Below are 19,312 nucleotides of genomic sequence, written 5' to 3'. Positions count from 1 at the left end.
GGAAAAACTTCTGACATACTTGGTAAACAGGCATAGAGGTGATCTCATTGAATTGATAGCACAATCAGTAGATCACAAAACTCTATGCCTGTCTTTTTTTACCTGCTCATTACTGGGGATTCCTCAGCGCAAAGCGGGTTTCTGCCGGGTTATTACCAAACATCACCACCAGTTTGGTATTTTCAATATCAGAAATACTGTTGCCGGAGCCACCACCATAGGTATAACTCAGGCCAGTTGTAATTTGGGCAGTACTATAAGTGTTATAGTGATTCAGATAACCACCACAACAGTTCATCAGGCGGGCAATTAATGAGGTTCCCGGTGGCCATGAACGAGTTACCGTTCCACCCAATGTTCCGGTTGCATATTGCAGATAAACCGCTTCGTTACCGTAATCTTTAATAATACGCTTTAGGTTATTGGCAATTTCGTCATAGGCTTCTTCCCAGGTAATACGTTTAAACTTACCTTCACCACGCTTACCAACACGTTTCATTGGGTATTTTAAACGGTCCGGGTTATAGACCCGACGGCGCATTGAGCGACCACGCAGACATGCTCTGACCTGATGGTCCTGATAGATATCCTCACCGGTATTGTCAGTCTCAACATACTTAATTTCGCCATTTACTACATGCATACGCAATGGGCAACGGCTACCGCAGTTCACTGTACAGGCGCTCCAGACGGTTTTAGCCTCTGGTGCTGCACTATTACTGACAGTTTCCTCTGCATTAGCAGTGCCGAATGGTAGTACTACAGCACCTGCCGCTACTGCCAGGCCACCCAATGCGCTGGTTTGCACGAATTTACGTCGGCTTACCGGCATCAATACTGGATTTTTCTGATCGTCAAGGCTCATAAAATCACCTGTTATTTTATCGTTAGATTATGGGTTTCTGTTAAATTGCTTCTCTGTGGGAAAAGTAAATATAAAAGGTAGTCAGCAATATCTAATATCAGGAATAAAAAGTCAGACTGAATAAGTAATAACTTATTTAATGAAGGTATCTGCATCCATTTCACACACAAGATCCTACCTAATTTATCGACTAACATACTACGTTAACATCACCAACAATTGTTGAGCTCAATCAATTATCGCTGTATTAAAATAGTTATCACTTCAATTAAAAGAAATAACCGCCGTGCTATAACATTATATTCACATAAGAAATCAACAATCCAACACTATGTTTTATATAGAATATTATCTGTCAAATGGAAATAATTCTTATTTAATAAAAGAATTTAATAATAGAAAAACAATGAATTAAAAGTGTTATTAAAAATAAAAGCCTTCAATTCATTAAGAATTTTTATATAACTTATTTTATTCAACCATTAATCAGTTAATAATCCTGATGGCTGAGAAAAATTAATACTTGATAAACTGAATACCCGTTTTTCTTTTTATTCATCCTGGAAAAAGATAATCACTGCTTACTTTGATTCGGTATATGATCCTTTTTTTAGCTTCTAATCTGTGTCCAAATGAATAAGATCGCATTTATACTGCATAAATATTAGCCACATAAAAAAGCCCCGGATAAACCGAGGCTATCTGATTAACTGAAAAACGATCAGCCAATATATTCCAGACCGCCCATATATGGACGTAGTACTTCTGGCACCTGAATACGACCATCAGCCTGCTGATAATTTTCCAGTATTGCAACCAGAGTTCGACCAACCGCCAGACCCGAACCGTTTAATGTATGAACCAGCGTGGTTTTCTTATCGTTCTTACCGCGGTATCTCGCCTGCATACGACGAGCCTGGAAATCCCACATGTTAGAACATGAAGAAATCTCACGATATGTGTTCTGTGCAGGAACCCATACTTCCAGATCGTAAGTTTTGCTTGAGCCAAAGCCCATATCACCGGTGCAGAGTAAAACCTTACGGTAAGGCAGTCCTAACAGTTGCAGCACTTTTTCTGCATGACCAGTCAGCTCTTCTAACGCATTCATTGAGTCTTCAGGACGAACGATTTGCACCAGCTCTACTTTATCAAACTGGTGCATACGAATCAGACCACGAGTATCACGACCATATGAACCTGCTTCTGAACGGAAGCAAGGCGTATGTGCCGTCATCTTCAATGGCAGTTGCTCTTCATCCAGAATTTCATCACGAACCAGGTTAGTAACTGGTACTTCCGCAGTAGGAATCAATCCATAGTTACTGGTTTCAGCTTCTTCAGCCAGTGGTTTAGTATGGAACAGGTCTTCACCAAATTTCGGCAGTTGCCCGGTACCAAACAGAGTAGCCTGATTGACCAGATAAGGAACATAGGTTTCCATATAACCGTGCTGAGTGGTGTGCAGGTCCAGCATGAAATGAGCCAGAGCGCGATGCATACGGGCAATTTGCCCTTTCATTACCACAAAACGAGCACCGGTCAACTTCACCGCAGCGGCAAAATCTAAACCACCGCAGCTTTCACCCAGATCAACGTGATCGCGAATAGGGAAATCAAACTTACGTGGCTCACCCCAGCGGCTGACTTCCAGATTGTCATGTTCATCTTTACCAAATGGCACCGACTCATCAGGAATATTAGGAATAATGGATACCGAATTGTGAATCTCAGACTGTAATTGCTCAAGCTCGGATTTGGCTGCATCCAACTTTTCACCCAACAGGTTAACTTCACGACGCAGCGCTTCAATATCTTCACCGCGCGCTTTAGCTTCACCGATGGACTTCGATCGCGCATTACGTTCAGCTTGTAATGATTCTGTTTCAACCTGCAAAACCTTACGGCGCTCTTCCTGCTTACGTAAAGTATCTACATCCAGTTTAAAGCCTCTGCGAGCCAGTTTTTCAGCAGTTGCGTCTAGCTCATTACGTAATAAATTCGGGTCCAGCATGCTAATCCTATGCCTATATATTTTTAATATTAATCGATGGCCGTACCGGCTGACTGACAGCCCGGCAGACAGTTTTCCGCAATTACCTTACCGCAACCAACAGGCTAACGGTAGCGTTTTATGGTGCTATTTTGATCCTGCTCAGTCAACCAACTAAGCTTTGCTGCAATCTTGGTTTCTAAACCACGCGGCTCAGGAAAATAATAACGCTGGCCAGCCATTTCCGGCGGGAAGTAATTCTCTCCTGCCGCGTAGGCGTTTGGTTCGTCATGTGCATAACGGTACTCTGCGCCAAGCCCCATCTCTTTCATCAGTTTAGTTGGGGCATTTCGCAAGTGCTCAGGTACATCAAAATCTTTCTGGTGTTGGGCATCCTGCATGGCTGCTTTAAACGCTTTATACACCGCATTACTTTTTGGTGCACAAGCCAGATAAACGATCGCCTGTGCGATAGCTCTCTCGCCTTCGGCAGGCCCTACGCGGGTAAAGCAATCCCAGGCAGCAATTGCAACCTGCATACCACGAGGATCTGCGTTACCAACATCTTCCGAAGCAATCGCCAGCAAACGACGGGCAACATACAACGGATCGCCACCGGCAGTGATAATTCGCGCATACCAGTAAAGCGCAGCATCGGGTGCCGACCCTCGCACAGATTTATGCAGTGCCGAAATAAGATCGTAATAGCGGTCACCCTTATTATCAAAACGAGCACTGCGTTCACCGGAAATCTCTTTTAGCAATTCAGGCGTTAAAATCCGTTGACCATCAGCAGAAATCTCGGCCATATCGGCCATCATTTCAAGGCTATTCAGTGCACGGCGGGCATCACCACTTACCAATTCAGACAACATACGTCGGGTTTCATCGGGTAACACAATATTCTGCTTCCCATATCCCCGCGCTTCATCGCCCATTGCCTGTAACAGAACCTGCTCAATATCGCCGCTTTCCAAAGACTTCAGCAAATAGACTCTTGCCCTGGATAACAGAGCCGAATTTAATTCAAACGAAGGGTTTTCAGTAGTTGCGCCAATAAAAGTGATAGTGCCGTCTTCTATATGGGGTAGAAAGGCATCCTGTTGGCTTTTATTAAAACGATGGACTTCATCAACAAACAGAATAGTTCGTCTGCCGGCATCGCGATTGTTGCGCGCCCGTTCAATAGATTCACGAATCTCTTTAATACCGGAAGTCACCGCGGATATCCGTTCAATATCCGCATTGCCATAATGACCGATGATTTCAGCCAGCGTGGTTTTTCCCGTGCCTGGCGGCCCCCAAAGGATCATTGAGTGCAAGTGCCCGGCCTCTATCGCCCGCGGTAATGGCTTACCGCTCGAAAGCAAATGACGCTGACCAATATATTCGGCCAGCGTCCGGGGCCGCATACGTGCGGCCAGAGGCTGAAACTCATTTTGAGAGAAATCGAGTGACAGAGTACTCACTAAGACCTCACTGGCGCTGATCGTCGATGGTCACGCCTTTTGGTGGTGTAAAGGTGAATTTAGCAGCATCAACAGAACCACTTTGTTGTCCTTTCAGGGTATAAGTGCTGCGTTGTCCATCCTGTTCTACTGCAACAAAACCTTTAATGACACCGTCACCAGTCACACTAATAGAAAATGCTTTCAGGTTACCCTTAGCGGCTTTTGGTTTTAACTCAAACTCATCGCCTTTTTGCACCACATCATATTTGCTCCAGTCGGTAGCACTATTACGAGTGATCAGCATAAATGGTGTATCTCCGGTCACGCTGTCTAACCAGGTTGCCGTTGCCTGCTCAACAAATGGGTTAAAAAACCACAGGGTTTTGCCATCGGAGACTAAAATACTTTCATCAGGTGAAGTCATATGCCAACGAAACAGATTAGGACGCTTAACCCACAGCTCACCCTCTCCCTGTTGAATTGCAGCACCGCCGGCATCTTTCACTGACTGAGAGAAACTGGCATGAAAACTATTCACCTTATTTAAACGACTCTGCAAATCTGAACGGGCATCGGCCAACACGGCTGATGACACCAGACCAGACATCAGGCAACAGGCGATAAATAATTTCTTCATTGTTGCAATTACTCCCATCTATTATCAATAAAGCGTCAATTAAACGCGTTGAATATCACCGCCAACTCTACCTGACAATCACCTGCCGCGTATAGTATCAGCGCAGTAAGTATATGATCTTTTACTTATCTTTTCAGTTAGCATAAGGGCCGCATTTTGCGGCCCTTAAACAACAGTTGTTGTCTGAAATTAATCAAACTGGCCGCGGGCTAAAACTTCACGGTTACCATTATGCCCCGGAGGGCTGACAATCCCTTGCGCTTCCATTTGGTCAATAATGCGCGCTGCACGGTTATAACCAATGCGAAACTGACGCTGAATTCCAGATATAGACGGCTTTTTCTTTTCAATCACAAAGGCCACAGCCTGATCGAACAGTGGATCAAGCTCTTCATCCGCCTCCAGCCCAAAGCCACCTTCACCCTCTTCAGAGGTTGCCGTAATGCTATCAATATACTGAGGACGGCCACGTGCTTTCCAGTCCTGAACCACCGCATGAACTTCCTGATCGCGTACAAAAGCACCATGAACACGTACCGGCATTGATGAGTTTGGCGGTAAATAGAGCATATCCCCCATACCCAGCAAAGATTCGGCACCACCCTGATCGAGGATAGTACGCGAGTCAATTTTGCTTGATACGGTAAACGCCATACGAGTTGGAATATTGGCTTTAATCAGACCGGTGATAACATCTACCGATGGACGCTGAGTTGCCAGCACCAGATGAATACCTGCAGCCCGGGCCTTCTGCGCCAGACGGGCAATCAGTTCTTCAACTTTCTTACCCACCGCCATCATCAGGTCGGCAAACTCATCAACCAGTACCACAATATAAGGCAGTTTTTCCAGCATTGGCGGAGATACATCCATGCTTTCACTTGGTTTCCAGAATGGATCAGGTATCGGACGACCAAGGCGCTCCGCCTCTTCCACCCTTTCGTTATATCCCGCCAGATTTCTTACCCCAAGGGCAGACATCAGTTTATAGCGGCGCTCCATCTCGCCAACACACCAACGAAGGGCATTGGCGGCATCTTTCATGTCGGTAACCACTTCGGTTAACAGATGAGGGATCCCCTCATACACTGATAACTCCAGCATTTTCGGGTCGATCATAATAAAGCGAACGTCTTCTGGCTTGGCTTTATACAGCATGCTCAGAATCATGGCGTTCACACCAACCGATTTACCAGAACCGGTAGTACCGGCCACCAATAAGTGAGGCATTTTGGCCAGATCGGCGACAACAGGTTGACCCGAAATATCTTTACCCAAAACCACAGTAAGTGGGGAAGGCGTATCGGTAAACTCCGGCGTATCCAGCACTTCACGCATATAAACCGTTTGGCGACGCTCGTTTGGCAATTCCAGACCAACATAGGGCTTACCGGGAATAACCTCAACCACACGCACTGCTGTTACCGACAGCGAACGCGCTAAGTCTCTGGCAAGGCTGGAGATTCGGGACGCTTTCACACCCGGTGCCAGATCTAATTCAAAGCGGGTAATAACCGGACCAGGTAATATATCGACCACGTGAGCCTTAACGCGGAAATCAGCCAGACGACGCTCCAGTAAACGTGCAGTCTCTTCTAATGCTTCCACATCCACCGGGTCCTGATTCAACGGCGGTGAGGCCAGTAAATCAAGAGAAGGTAATGGCGTAGTCGGTTTTTCTAATGGCCGTTCATTGCGCATCAGGAATGGGTGGATTAAACCATCCATTGAAGGTTGAGCCGGTTGAGGTTCTTCCTGAGGTGCTGCGGATTGGAAAGGCGATGACGGCTGTGGCGTTAGGTTAACGCCACGGGATGGTTGAGTATAACCAGACGGTGTAGCCGGTGCTTGTGTTACCGGCGTTACCGGACGTTCAACCGGCTGCTGATAACCATAGGTCGGAGTAACAGACTGAGTCACCTCATTGATATTACCAAAAGGAACATCATCGGTACATTCCACACCACCAACCTGAGAAGGTAAAGTAAATAAAGGCTCGACCGAACGCTCATCAGGCACTTCATCATCAACATCATCCCGGGCAGAAATACCATACAGCGGATTATCAATCAGGTCGCCATCGTTATCATCGTCCTGATAACGTTCACCGTAACGTTGGCGTTGCTCTTCTTCAAACGCCCTTCTCAACGCCTCCTGTTCCAGCGCTTCATCATCATCTTCACTCAGGGTAACGTCATTTACCATTGGCTTATTACGATTAAGGCGATCGCGTTCGCGCTGCTCGGCTTCACGTTGTGATGGTAGCTTAATTCCGTAGGAAGCCAGCTCACGACGAGTCGGAATACGAACAGGGTTTGGACGAGGAAACTCCGGACCAACACCCTGCTTAACCTGCGGTTGACTACCAACAACAGGAGTAAAAGTGATGGTTGGTGCAGATGACGCTGCTGTTGCAGTTGCTGCTGAGGCGGCTGCCGTTGCAGCAGCAAAGGTTATGCTATTTGACAATACGTCAGCATTTACCGATGCATTATCCTGTACTACAGAACCGGAATGACCTGATACCAAAGGTTCTGTTGGCTCATCCGATGATCTGTCCGCAACCACCGGTGGATTAATCGGAGAATAAGAATTGGTAAACTCATTACGCTGAATTTCAGGCGGGTTCACCGCCACCGTCTGTGGCTCAGAATTACTAAACGTATAGGTTGCCGGACCAAAAGAGATCGCTGGCTGTTCTGGTGTAACGACCGTTGGTTCAACAACTTCCGGCTCATTTTGAACAGCGGAATTGTTCCAGCTGGTTGTTTTGTCAGCGACTAAATCTGATGGACCAAATACGGCAGGCTCCCGTGATTCTTGCGGTTCTGGCAGAGGCCGGTTTTCCATTGCTGCATTAAAACTAAACTCTTGCTGCAGTTCATTTATTTCAGCCTCATCAACCTGAGTTAACTCATCATCAGATTTCACGCCCGGAGCAGTAAACAAAACATCATCCGCTGCGGCGGCAAAAGATGAAGCACTAACCGCTGGTGTAGCGACTCGTTCACTACGGATATCGTCTTCATCATAATCGGCAACATCACGCTCTTTGCGGCTCTTATTAGAGGCAAAGGTCAAAATGCCCATAACAAAAGCACCAATCTTTTCAGCAATAGTTAACCATGACCAGCCGGTAAATAGCGTTAAGCCTACTGCCCATACGCTGAGAAGAACCAGAGTGGAACCTACACTGTTAAAATGGGGGATTAACGCACTATTGATCAAACTACCAATCACACCGCCGGAAGCAAAATAGTACCAGTCATCAATACTAATGGCAGACAGCCCGCAAGATGAAAAAATCAGCGCTAGCAGCCCGATAAAGCGCAGTGAAAAAGAGAACAGATCAACGGCTTTTTGTTCACGCTCATGGCGATACAGCATCCAGCACTGGAAAACGATCATTGGCGGTACGGCATAGGCCAGCACCCCAAAAATAAATAATAGGGTATCCGCCAGCCAGGCTCCGGTTTCTCCACCTATATTATGAATAGGCTCATGCCAGGCTGTTTGTGACCAGCTAGGGTCAGCAGGATTAAAGCTAATTAACGCCGCCATAAGGTAAATGGAAAAAATAACCACCAGTAATAAACCAGCTTCAAAAAGCCGCTGGCGGCTACTTAACTTCTTCAACTTAGGCTCTTTATCTTCTATATATTCCTGGCTCAAGAAAGGCTCTCCAGGTTACCGTAGTACCGAGTAATAGAACGGCAGCGCCAGGAGTACCCAGCGCTGAAACTGTATGAATACACAGGAGTGTAACGGAAGTTAGCAGATTTTGCACCTGCAACGATGAATTATCGTGTTTTGATAACTAAGTGGTTGCTTTGTTTGACTTCTTCCATTACCACATAGGTACGCGTATCGTTTACACCCGGTAAGCGCAACAGCGTTTCACCCAGCAGTTTTCGGTATGCAGACATATCTGATACGCGAGTTTTCAGAAGATAATCAAAGTCACCGGATACCAAATGACACTCCTGAATCTCTTCCAGTTTTTGTACAGCGGTATTGAATTGTTCAAATACATCTGCCGCGCCACGGTTTAAGGTAATTTCAACAAACACCAACAGCGATGCGTCCAGATAGTGCGGGTTTAATAACGCCGTATATCCTTGAATAAATTTTTGTCTTTCCAGACGACGTACACGCTCCAAACATGGAGTTGGAGATAAACCAACGCGCTTTGACAGCTCAACATTGGAAATACGACCATCCAGCTGCAATTCATTCAAAATGTTACGGTCAATGCGATCAAGATCTTTGCTAGGGCGTTTTTTATTGTCTACCATTTTTGTTCTCTCAATATCTTCCTTGTTTCTGATACACCATTATCTATCCAAAAGATATCTGGCGCCTCCGTTCAGGCCAATCTTGTAGTTACCAGGTAAATCTGCCATTGGGCAGTTATTCGTTATCGTTTTCGCTCAATAACGAAAGCATGACATCAATTGGGTTAACTAAAACTAACAACCTAAAACATACCACTATTGTGATCCGCGAAGTTCCACAAGTCTACGCTAAACTGGCATTTGAACATATCGTATTATGCGGTCAATCTATATAAATAAAGAGTATGTATCTATCATCTTGCCAATTTATCCACGCTCAACTGCTTTATTAATATAGTTACCACCGTAATCACAGAATAATGTTTTCGCAAATAGCTACCTTATTGTCAAAGCAAATGAGTAAAAAAAAGCACAATTCTCTATAAAAATACGTTTCAGCTTTATTTTTAATCTAAAAGTGTTTTTTTTGATAGATAAAAACTATCACAACAATCGGTAACAATGTTGCTAATCACTTTTTTTAATGCGCTATTTTCCTTACAATCGCATCTATCTTCCGACCTCACTTCTACAGAGGAACTATGGCCATGGCCAAACATTGTAAATTGCTTATTTTAGGTTCTGGTCCTGCTGGTTATACCGCCGCCGTCTATGGTGCTCGGGCTAACCTTAATCCTGTCCTCATTACCGGTATTGAACAGGGCGGACAATTAACAACAACAACCGACGTTGAAAACTGGCCCGGCGATGCTGAAGGCTTAACTGGCCCTGCATTAATGGAGCGTATGCGTGAACATGCGTTAAAGTTTAATACTGAAGTCATTATTGACCATATCAACCGTGTCGATTTACAAACCCGACCTTTTCGTCTGTTTGGTGACAGCGAAGAGTACAGTTGTGACGCATTAATTATCGCTACTGGCGCATCTGCCCAATATTTAGGTTTACCTTCAGAAGATGCGTTTAAAGGCCGGGGTGTTTCAGCCTGTGCAACCTGCGATGGTTTCTTTTATCGCAATCAAAAGGTTGCCGTTGTTGGCGGCGGTAATACGGCCGTTGAAGAAGCGTTATACCTCTCTAATATCGCAGCCGAAGTTCATCTGATTCATCGACGCGACAGCTTCAGAGCCGAAAAAATTCTGATTGACCGGATGATGGAGAAAGTTCGTCACGGTAATATTATCCTGCATACCGAAAGAACTCTGGATGAAGTATTGGGTGATGATATGGGGGTTACCGGCGTTCGCCTGAAAAATGTCAAAACTCACGTCACCGAAGAGTTAACGTTAACTGGCGTATTTATTGCCATTGGTCATCGTCCAAATACCGAGATATTTGCTGGTCAACTGGCACTGAGAGATGGTTATCTGAAAGTGCAATCCGGCAGCCACGGAAATGCGACCCAAACCAGCATTCCGGGTGTGTTTGCCGCAGGTGATGTCGCCGATGATATCTATCGTCAGGCGATTACTTCTGCCGGTAGCGGCTGTATGGCGGCGTTAGACGCTGAACGCTATCTTGAGGCGTTAAATAACAATTAATAGCTATTGTGCTATTGAAAGGTGTGACACAACATAACAAGGCGGCTAATGGTCGCCTTCTTGTTTTGTGGATACTAGTGGTATCCTAAGCCCATCTTTAGTTTTCAGAACCAGTACATTTTATGTCTAATATGAATAAGGTACGGCAACGTGAGTTAACACGTTGGTTAAAGTCTCAGGGTATTCTGGCTCAACGCTGGTTACGGATATCCACCCTGTTAGGACTACTCAGCGGATTGTTAATTATTGCGCAGGCCTGGTTACTGGCAACGCTACTGCATGCTCTGATTATCGAAAATATTCCCCGCAATGAGCTACTCACCTATTTTCTGTCGATCGTAATTACTATCCTGCTGCGTGCAGTGCTGGCCTGGTTTAGGGAACGGGTTGGTTTTATGTATGGTGCTGCAATACGTAAACATATTCGTCGTCAGGTGTTAGACCGCCTTGAGCAGTTAGGCCCCGCCTGGATTCAGGGCAAGCCCGCAGGTAGCTGGGCAACCATGATTGTTGAGCAAATTGAAGATATGCAGGATTTCTACTCCCGCTATCAGCCTCAAATGATGCTGGCGGTAATGATTCCTCTGTTAATTCTGGCCGCCGTATTCCCAATTAACTGGACTGCTGGCCTGATTTTACTGACAACTGCCCCGCTTATTCCTGTGTTTATGGCACTGGTAGGTATGGGCGCCGCAGATGCTAACCGGCGTAACTTCGTTGCTCTGGCACGTTTAAGCGGCAACTTCCTTGACCGTTTAAAGGGGTTGGAAACCCTGAGATTGTTCCACCGTGCAGAAGCAGAAACTGAACAAATTGCTCAGGCCTCAGAGGACTTCCGCTCACGCACCATGGATGTCTTAAAGCTGGCCTTCCTCTCTTCCGCCGTTTTAGAGTTTTTTGCTTCTGTTTCCATTGCGGTTGCTGCGGTCTATTTTGGCTTTTCTTATCTTGGCGAACTGAATTTTGGCTCATACGGTCTGCCGGTTACGCTGTTCGCCGGATTTTTAGTATTAATTCTGGCCCCTGAGTTTTTTCAGCCGTTACGGGATCTGGGAACCTACTACCACGCTAAAGCCCAGGCTATCGGCGCGGCAGAATCATTACAGACCTTCCTGACCGCTGAATCAGAGCAATCCAATGGTGAAGGGACACAAGATTTAGCAGCATGTGACCAAATCACTATCAAAGCAACCGACTTGTATATCCTCTCTCCTCAGGGGAAAAGCCTGGCAGGACCACTCAATTTTAAGCTTACTGCCAACCAACGTGTTGCTATTGTTGGTCACAGCGGTGCCGGTAAGAGTTCCCTGCTTAATTTACTGTTAGGCTTTTTGCCCTATCAGGGCTCGATTACCATCAATGATACTGAGTTAAACACCCTGCGTCCGGTCTCATGGCGTACTCATCTCAGTTGGGTTGGTCAGAATCCTCATCTGCCAGCGCAAACGCTGCGTGGCAATATTTTATTATCTAACCCTCAGGCATCAGAAGAGGCATTAAAGCTGGCCATTCAGCGTGCTTATATTGATGAATTTGTGACACAGCTTCCTGATGGATTGGATACCCTGGTTGGCGATCATGCGGCCCGGTTATCAGTCGGTCAGGCCCAGCGAGTGGCCGTGGCCCGGGCATTATTATCACCCTGTCACTTATTACTGCTGGATGAACCGACGGCCAGTCTGGATGCTAACAGTGAGCGACTGGTAATGAGCGCTTTAAATGAAGCCTCATCCCATCAAACCACACTGCTGGTTACTCACCGTCTTGAAGACCTTGAAGAGTACGATCAGATTTGGGTCATGGATAAAGGTGAAATCATTGAACGGGGAGATTTTATTACTCTCAGTCAGTCAGGCGGTGCTTTTGCTGCTTTAATGTCTAACCGACATGCGGAGGTCTGAAAATGAAAACCCTATTGCCATTTTTAGCCCTGTATCGCCGCCATTGGTTTCGCCTCTCTTTAGGCGTTTTACTGGCCATTGTCACCATTTTAGCCAGTATTGGCCTATTAACCCTATCGGGATGGTTTCTGGCGGCATCCGCACTGGCGGGTCTTGCCGGTATTCTGTTTAACTATATGTTACCGGCTGCCGGGGTGCGTGGCTCTGCGATTTTTCGTACCGCTGGCCGCTATGCAGAACGTTTAGTCAGTCATGACGCGACCTTCCGCGTACTGGCTCACCTGCGAACCTTTACTTTCAAAAAGCTGATGCCCCTCTCCCCGGCCGGTATCGCCCGTTTCCGTCAGGCTGAATTACTGAATCGGCTGGTGGCTGATGTAGAAACACTGGATCACCTTTATCTACGGCTTATCTCCCCGCTGGTCAGTGCTATCGTGGTTATTATGGTAGTGACCTTTGGTTTAAGTTGGCTGGATATTTCACTGGCATTCACGCTTGGCTTGATCATGTTGGTCTTGCTCTTCACCATCCCTGCCGTCTTTTATCGGGCCGGTAAGCCTGTTGGTGCCGATTTAACCGCCTTACGCAGCGATTACCGGGGGCAACTCACTGCGTGGCTACAGGGGCAGTCTGAGCTGGTTATTTTTGGTGCTCTTACGGCGTTTCGCCAAAAGCTGGATAGAATTGAGATTCGCTGGTTAGAACGTCAAAAACAGCAGGCCTCATTAGCCGGTTCATCTCAGTCTCTGATGATTGTGGCATCCGGGCTCACATTTGTTCTGATTCTCTGGCTGGCCGCTGGTGGCGTAGGTGATAATCCTCAGCCTGGCGCGCTGATCGCCCTGTTTGTATTTATCTCTCTGGCTGCCTTTGAAGCACTGGCTCCCGTTGCCGGTGCCTTCCAGCATTTAGGTCAGGTAATGGCCTCTGCCGAACGCGTTAATCAGTTGATTGAACAGAAACCGGAAGTCACCTTCCCCAATAGCCAGACAGCGTTTGCTGAACAAGCCTCAATGTCATTAGACAATGTCAGCTTTACCTATGAAAAGCAGCCGTTCCCGGCAGTAAAAAATGTTTCACTGAATCTGCAACCGGGTGAACATATTGCCTTGCTAGGCCGCACCGGCTGTGGCAAATCAACCCTGCTTCAACTACTGACTCGTGCCTGGGACCCACAGCAAGGCGTTATCCGGCTAAACGATCGTCCATTGGCCGAATATGATGAAGCTACACTGCGAGAAATGATGGTGGTAGTCACGCAGCGTGTCCATATCTTTAGCGCTACGCTACGCGATAATTTGTTACTGGCTGCCCCCGATGCCAGTGATGAACAACTCACTTCCGCCCTGACCAAAACAGGACTCGATACTTTACTGGAGCAGGGCGGATTAAATACATGGATAGGTGAAGGTGGTCGACAAATCTCTGGTGGTGAACAGCGCCGTATTGGTTTAGCCAGAACGCTACTGCATAAAGCGCCGCTGATACTTCTGGATGAACCAACCGAAGGGTTGGATGCTAATACTGAACATCAGATTCTGACGCTGTTAAAAGAGCACTGTCAGCATAAAAGCGTAATTTTGATAACCCATCGTCTGTCAGGCCTGGAACGCATGAATCAAATCTATGTAATGGATGCTGGTCAGATTATTGAACAGGGAACCCATCAGACACTGTTAGAACAACAGGGTCAGTATTACCGTTTCCATCAGCGCTAATCATTCCTCAATCCCCCGGTTAGATGACCGGGGGAATTATTTAGCCTCAACGGTAATCATAGTGACATAAGGATATGGTTGGTAATACACGGACGACTCAGAGGTATACATTTTAGATATGCTACCGTCCAGATAGAGCAAATCCTTTATTTTTAGCTGCTCACGGGCATAGTGGGTAAAATCGTAAAAACTCATCCCCTGCTTGCTGAGTAAGAATACCACCTTCCCTTTATCGGTGATGCCAACGCCATGACGAATCTTTCGGGATTCAGAAGAGTGGCTAAATTTGTTATTAATCACACCCTTGTTAATCAATACTGGCCCGGACTGCACCGCAAAATCAGGCATCGGCGTTAAACGAAATTTATCCAGCGTATCGATGCGTGCAGTGCCATTACGCACAGAAAATACGCCGCCGGGACGAATAAAAAAATTACCCTTCCCTTTTTGCCGATTCAGCTTACTGAGCACTTTTCCCTGTTCAATATAGAGTCCTTCCGGCTGATAGGTTTTACTGTAAATTCCACCGTTAATCACCATATGAATTTGGCGTGTTTTCCCCACCGTATTTAACAGGCTATTTATTGTTTTATATGGCGTACCATCTTCTTTAAGCCAATACATTCGGATGGTTTCAGCCGTCAGGTCTGGTGTATAGGTCGACATCACCGGATCGGCAGTGGCTCGGACAGGAGCGGCAACGATCAACAGCAACCCTGTTATTAACGCCTGAACCTGTTTATGTTTCAATACCATCAAATAACCTCTTTTTTGGTGCATTCCATTTTCTTTTATTAAACTATCCCACTGTTTTATGGCAATAATCCGTTTTTGAGTAATATTATACAATGGATAAGCTGCCATTCTTCCCACTCAGGAATCTATTTGTCCTATCTCTCGCCTATTTCTGCTAAACTGGCATCCGTTGTTATTAGTCTGATAATTATCCTGAGAGATAATTTTGATAGGTCATACGTTATTATGCCGCTGATTCAGCTATCGCCAGATTCAACCGATTTTCCACCGGTAGACTATGCTCTGGAAGATCCCAATGGCCTGCTGGCGTTGGGCGGCGATCTCTCCCCGGAGAGGCTACTGAATGCTTATCAGAATGGGATTTTTCCCTGGTTCAGCCCTGACGACCCTATATTGTGGTGGTCACCGAATCCCCGGGCTATTCTGGTACCTGAACAGTTGCATGTTAGTCGCAGCATGATGAAGTTTATTAACAGAACATCCCTGAAAGTAACGATAAATACTGCGTTTCATCAGGTGATTGAAGCCTGTGCTAATGAGCGCGGTGAGGGCACCTGGATTGATCCATCCATTCAGCACTCTTATATTCAGCTTTACTTACAGGGAATAGCGCATTCTGTTGAAGTATGGGATCAGCAGAAACTGGTGGGGGGATTGTACGGCGTTGAACAAGGTTCGCTATTTTGTGGTGAGTCGATGTTCAGTCGGCAAACTAACGCTTCTAAACTGGCTTTATATGTATTCTGTCAGCATTTTATCCGCTACGGTGGTAAATTAATCGACTGTCAGATTTTAAATTCTCATACTGAGTCATTGGGCGCTACCGAGATCCCTCGCTCAGATTATTTACAATTTTTATACAAACTACGGCAACAGCCACTCTCTCCGGCCTGTTGGGTTCCTCAATATTTGCGTTAAAACCGTCATATGATGAGCCAACAGAGTGACAATAAAGCAGCTTAACCCACTTTTCTTTACACTCTGTCCTTTACACTTTGCTTGTTTTTCGGCATTATCTTGCCGGTTAAAAACTAAGGTAGTTACACCTAGAGGATTCGATGGCCAAAGAAGACAATATTGAAATGCAAGGCACGATCTTAGATACGTTGCCTAACACAATGTTCCGCGTTGAACTGGAAAATGGTCACGTGGTTACAGCCCATATCTCCGGTAAGATGCGTAAAAACTATATCCGCATTCTGACGGGTGACAAAGTCACTGTCGAACTGACCCCGTATGACCTGAGCAAAGGCCGCATCATCTTCCGTAGCCGTTAATAAGCGGTACTCCGCACTGATATTGCGGAACCCGTTGGAGTTAATCTCCTGCGCCCTTACCTGTTGGCAAGGGCGTTTTATTTACGGAAAATGGATTACTGAACGGCCTTCTCAACTTTCGGTTTTTTCATTTTCTCAAACCGATAAGCCAGGCCATTTGCCTGAGTATCCAGCGTTACGCTGACTGAACCACCATTCACTAAAGAACCAAACAGCAGTTCGTTAGTTAGTGGTTTCTTCAGGTGTTCCTGAATAACTCTGGCCATTGGGCGGGCACCCATCGCTTTGTCGTAGCCTTTTTCCGCTAACCAATGACGAGCATCCTGACTGACTTCCAGAGAAATACCTTTGGCATCCAACTGTGCCTGCAGTTCCACAATAAACTTGTCTACCACCAGTTGGATTACTTCCGGAGACAGATGGTTAAACCAGATGATGCCGTCTAAACGGTTACGGAATTCCGGGGTAAACAGTCGTTTAATTTCCCCCATGGCATCGGTCTGATTATCCTGACGTTTAAAACCTATGGATTCCCGCTGGGTTTCCTGAACTCCGGCGTTCGTGGTCATCACCAGAATCACATTGCGGAAATCCGCTTTGCGACCGTTATTATCCGTCAGAGTACCATTATCCATCACTTGCAATAACAGATTAAACACGTCCGGATGAGCCTTTTCGATTTCATCCAGCAACAGAACCGAATGAGGATGTTTAATTACCGCATCGGTCAGTAAGCCGCCCTGATCAAAACCTACATAGCCAGGAGGCGCACCAATCAAACGGCTGACGGTATGGCGCTCCATATATTCGGACATATCAAAACGCAGCAGCTCAACGCTCAACGCTTTTGCCAGCTGTACGGTAACTTCGGTTTTACCCACGCCGGTTGGACCGGCAAACAGGAACGAACCAACCGGCTTGCGCTCATCCCCTAACCCTGCACGGCTCATTTTGATGGCTTCAGTTAACGCGTTAATCGCCTTATCCTGACCGAAAATCATCATACCCATACGTTCTGCTAAGGTTTTCAATACGGTACGATCGTTAGCCGATACGGTTTTTTCCGGAATGCGGGCAATACGGGCAACAATGGTTTCGATATCACTAACATTGACCGTTTTCTTACGTTTACTGGCAGGCATTAACCGACAATAAGCCCCGGCTTCATCGATTACATCAATAGCTTTATCCGGCAGATGACGGTCGTTAATATACTTCACCGACAGCTCAACCGCGGCGCGAATTGCTTTCGCCGTATAGCGCACATCATGATGTTTTTCATACTTCGGCTTCAGCCCGGTAAGAATTTGCACCGTTTCTTCTGCGGTAGGTTCGGTAATATCAATCTTTTGGAAACGACGAGCCAGAGCGCGATCTTTTTCAAAGATATTGCTGAACTCCTGGTAAGTCGTTGACCCCATCACCCGAATGCGCCCATTGGAAAGCATTGGTTTAATCAGGTTTGCAACATCAACCTGACCACCCGATGCCGCACCGGCACCAATGATGGTATGAATCTCATCAATAAACAGAATGCTGTTTTTATCCGCTTCAAGCTGCTTCAGCAGCGCTTTGAAACGTTTTTCAAAATCACCGCGATATTTGGTACCCGCCAACAGCGAGCCGATATCCAGAGAGTATACGGTGCAATCTGCTACCGCTTCAGGCACATCGCCCTGAACAATCCTCCAGGCCAGACCTTCAGCAATAGCGGTTTTACCAACGCCAGACTCTCCAACTAATAGTGGATTGTTTTTACGACGACGGCATAAAACCTGAATAGTACGCTCCAGCTCCATTTCCCGACCAATCAGTGGATCTATACTGCCGTTCTGAGCCAATTGATTCAGATTGGACGTAAAGTTATCCATGCGGTCTTCCGCGCTGGTTTGTTCATCTTCACTGGGGATAGAACCTTGCGCGCCGATGTCATCCTGTGAACCATCTTTACGGGTACCGTGAGAAATAAAGTTCACAATATCCAGACGGCTGACATCGTGCTTACGCAGTAAGTAGGCGGCATGGGATTCTTGTTCACTGAAAATGGCCACCAGCACATTAGCACCGCTGACTTCAGTTCGGCCAGATGACTGGACATGAAATACCGCGCGCTGTAACACCCGCTGAAAACTCAGGGTTGGTTGAGTTTCCGACTCGGGGCTTCCCTCTGGCAAATGCGGCGTATTCTGCCCAATAAATGACTCAAGTTCATGCTGTAACGCGACAATATCTACCTGACAGGCTTCAAGTGCCTCTCTCGCTGCCGGATTGCTCAATAACGCCAGCAACAGATGTTCGACGGTCAGGTATTCATGGCGCTGTTCCCTGGCTGTAGCAAACGCCATGTTGAGACTGAGTTCCAGTTCTTGATTAAGCATGGGCACCTCCACATAAATGGCCTTTTCAGGCTTTTTCTAACGTACACAACAATGGATGCTCATTCTCTCGCGCGTAGCGATTAATTTGCGTTACCTTCGTTTCTGCAATCTCTGCAGTAAAGACTCCACACGTTGCCTTACCTTGATAATGAACGACTAACATCAATTGTGTCGCCCGTTCAATGTCATAGGAGAAGAATTTCTGTAACACCTCCACCACAAATTCCATCGGCGTATAGTCATCATTATTCAGTATAACCTGATACATCGGAGGTGGTTGTTTCAGCTTCTCATCTAATTCTGAGTCAGCCAGCTCTTCCAAGCTTAGCCAATCGCGTAAATTATTCATTTCCAACATGCCGTTTTACTCTGGTATTTATCCTGATGAGATATCTGTCAGATAGTTTGCCTGAGTTAATAAAAGAATGGTGATTTAAATTGAAACCACCTCTGACTTCGCTGGTAGCGCCGGAATTTGCCGACCCAATTACCACTATCTG

13 protein-coding genes and 1 pseudogene are annotated in these 19,312 nt (G+C 46.3%); 5 read left to right on the top strand and 9 right to left on the bottom strand.

Annotation, left to right across the window (positions count from 1 at the left end; genetic code table 11):
- Positions 1–127: 127 nt before the first annotated feature.
- From LPW36_RS01050 to lrp, 6 genes and pseudogenes are all read right to left on the bottom strand, one after another.
- Positions 128–865, bottom strand: a pseudogene (locus tag LPW36_RS01050) (molybdopterin-dependent oxidoreductase); the annotation flags it as partial.
- A gap of 721 nt (positions 866–1,586) precedes the next feature.
- Positions 1,587–2,879: a serine--tRNA ligase gene (gene serS / locus LPW36_RS01045; RefSeq protein ID WP_230607650.1), complete on the bottom strand. Its 1,293-nt coding sequence runs from the start codon at positions 2,877–2,879 to the stop codon at positions 1,587–1,589.
- Positions 2,880–2,983: 104 nt separating this feature from the next.
- Positions 2,984–4,327 (bottom strand): replication-associated recombination protein A, encoded by a 1,344-nt coding sequence (locus LPW36_RS01040; protein WP_230607649.1) that lies wholly within the window; start codon positions 4,325–4,327, stop codon positions 2,984–2,986.
- Positions 4,328–4,334: 7 nt separating this feature from the next.
- On the bottom strand, positions 4,335–4,946 hold the full coding sequence (gene lolA, locus LPW36_RS01035) for an outer membrane lipoprotein periplasmic chaperone LolA (protein ID WP_230607648.1): 612 nt from the start codon (positions 4,944–4,946) through the stop codon (positions 4,335–4,337).
- 189 nt (positions 4,947–5,135) lie between these two features.
- Positions 5,136–8,618, bottom strand: a complete 3,483-nt coding sequence (locus LPW36_RS01030; protein WP_230607647.1) for a DNA translocase FtsK 4TM domain-containing protein — start codon at positions 8,616–8,618, stop codon at positions 5,136–5,138.
- Positions 8,619–8,746: 128 nt separating this feature from the next.
- Positions 8,747–9,241: a leucine-responsive transcriptional regulator Lrp gene (lrp, locus tag LPW36_RS01025; RefSeq protein WP_047781371.1), complete on the bottom strand. Its 495-nt coding sequence runs from the start codon at positions 9,239–9,241 to the stop codon at positions 8,747–8,749.
- A gap of 581 nt (positions 9,242–9,822) precedes the next feature.
- On the opposite strand from lrp, the gene trxB reads away from it, so the two are divergent.
- From trxB to cydC, 3 genes are all read left to right on the top strand, one after another.
- Positions 9,823–10,782 (top strand): thioredoxin-disulfide reductase, encoded by a 960-nt coding sequence (gene trxB, locus LPW36_RS01020; RefSeq protein WP_230607646.1) that lies wholly within the window; start codon positions 9,823–9,825, stop codon positions 10,780–10,782.
- A 131-nt stretch (positions 10,783–10,913) separates the two neighbouring features.
- The gene (gene cydD, locus LPW36_RS01015) at positions 10,914–12,683 is read left to right on the top strand and encodes a heme ABC transporter permease/ATP-binding protein CydD (protein WP_230607666.1); all 1,770 of its coding nucleotides are present in this window, start codon (positions 10,914–10,916) and stop codon (positions 12,681–12,683) included.
- A gap of 2 nt (positions 12,684–12,685) precedes the next feature.
- On the top strand, positions 12,686–14,401 hold the full coding sequence (gene cydC, locus LPW36_RS01010; protein ID WP_230607645.1) for a heme ABC transporter ATP-binding protein/permease CydC: 1,716 nt from the start codon (positions 12,686–12,688) through the stop codon (positions 14,399–14,401).
- A 36-nt stretch (positions 14,402–14,437) separates the two neighbouring features.
- Here the strand turns inward: cydC and LPW36_RS01005 are convergent, their stop codons facing one another.
- Positions 14,438–15,181, bottom strand: coding sequence for a phosphodiester glycosidase family protein (locus LPW36_RS01005; protein ID WP_230607644.1), 744 nt, complete (start codon positions 15,179–15,181; stop codon positions 14,438–14,440).
- 201 nt (positions 15,182–15,382) lie between these two features.
- On the opposite strand from LPW36_RS01005, the gene aat reads away from it, so the two are divergent.
- On the top strand, positions 15,383–16,075 hold the full coding sequence (gene aat, locus LPW36_RS01000; protein WP_230607665.1) for a leucyl/phenylalanyl-tRNA--protein transferase: 693 nt from the start codon (positions 15,383–15,385) through the stop codon (positions 16,073–16,075).
- A gap of 140 nt (positions 16,076–16,215) precedes the next feature.
- Positions 16,216–16,434 carry a translation initiation factor IF-1 gene (infA, locus tag LPW36_RS00995; protein ID WP_029093554.1) on the top strand — a complete coding sequence of 73 codons (219 nt, stop codon included), beginning with the start codon at positions 16,216–16,218 and terminating at the stop codon, positions 16,432–16,434.
- Positions 16,435–16,529: 95 nt separating this feature from the next.
- On the opposite strand, the gene clpA is transcribed toward infA, so the two are convergent.
- Together clpA and clpS are read right to left on the bottom strand one after the other, a co-directional pair.
- Positions 16,530–18,812: an ATP-dependent Clp protease ATP-binding subunit ClpA gene (gene clpA / locus LPW36_RS00990; protein ID WP_230607643.1), complete on the bottom strand. Its 2,283-nt coding sequence runs from the start codon at positions 18,810–18,812 to the stop codon at positions 16,530–16,532.
- A 25-nt stretch (positions 18,813–18,837) separates the two neighbouring features.
- A complete protein-coding gene (gene clpS / locus LPW36_RS00985) occupies positions 18,838–19,161 on the bottom strand; it encodes an ATP-dependent Clp protease adapter ClpS (RefSeq protein WP_108901932.1) in 324 nt (107 codons plus the stop codon).
- Positions 19,162–19,312: the final 151 nt, after the last annotated feature.

Source organism: Limnobaculum eriocheiris (assembly GCF_021010575.1).
GTDB classification, from domain to species: Bacteria; Pseudomonadota; Gammaproteobacteria; order Enterobacterales; family Enterobacteriaceae; genus Limnobaculum; species Limnobaculum eriocheiris.
Note: the sequence above shows the minus strand (reverse complement) of the source record. Positions and strands in the feature narration are given on the sequence as shown.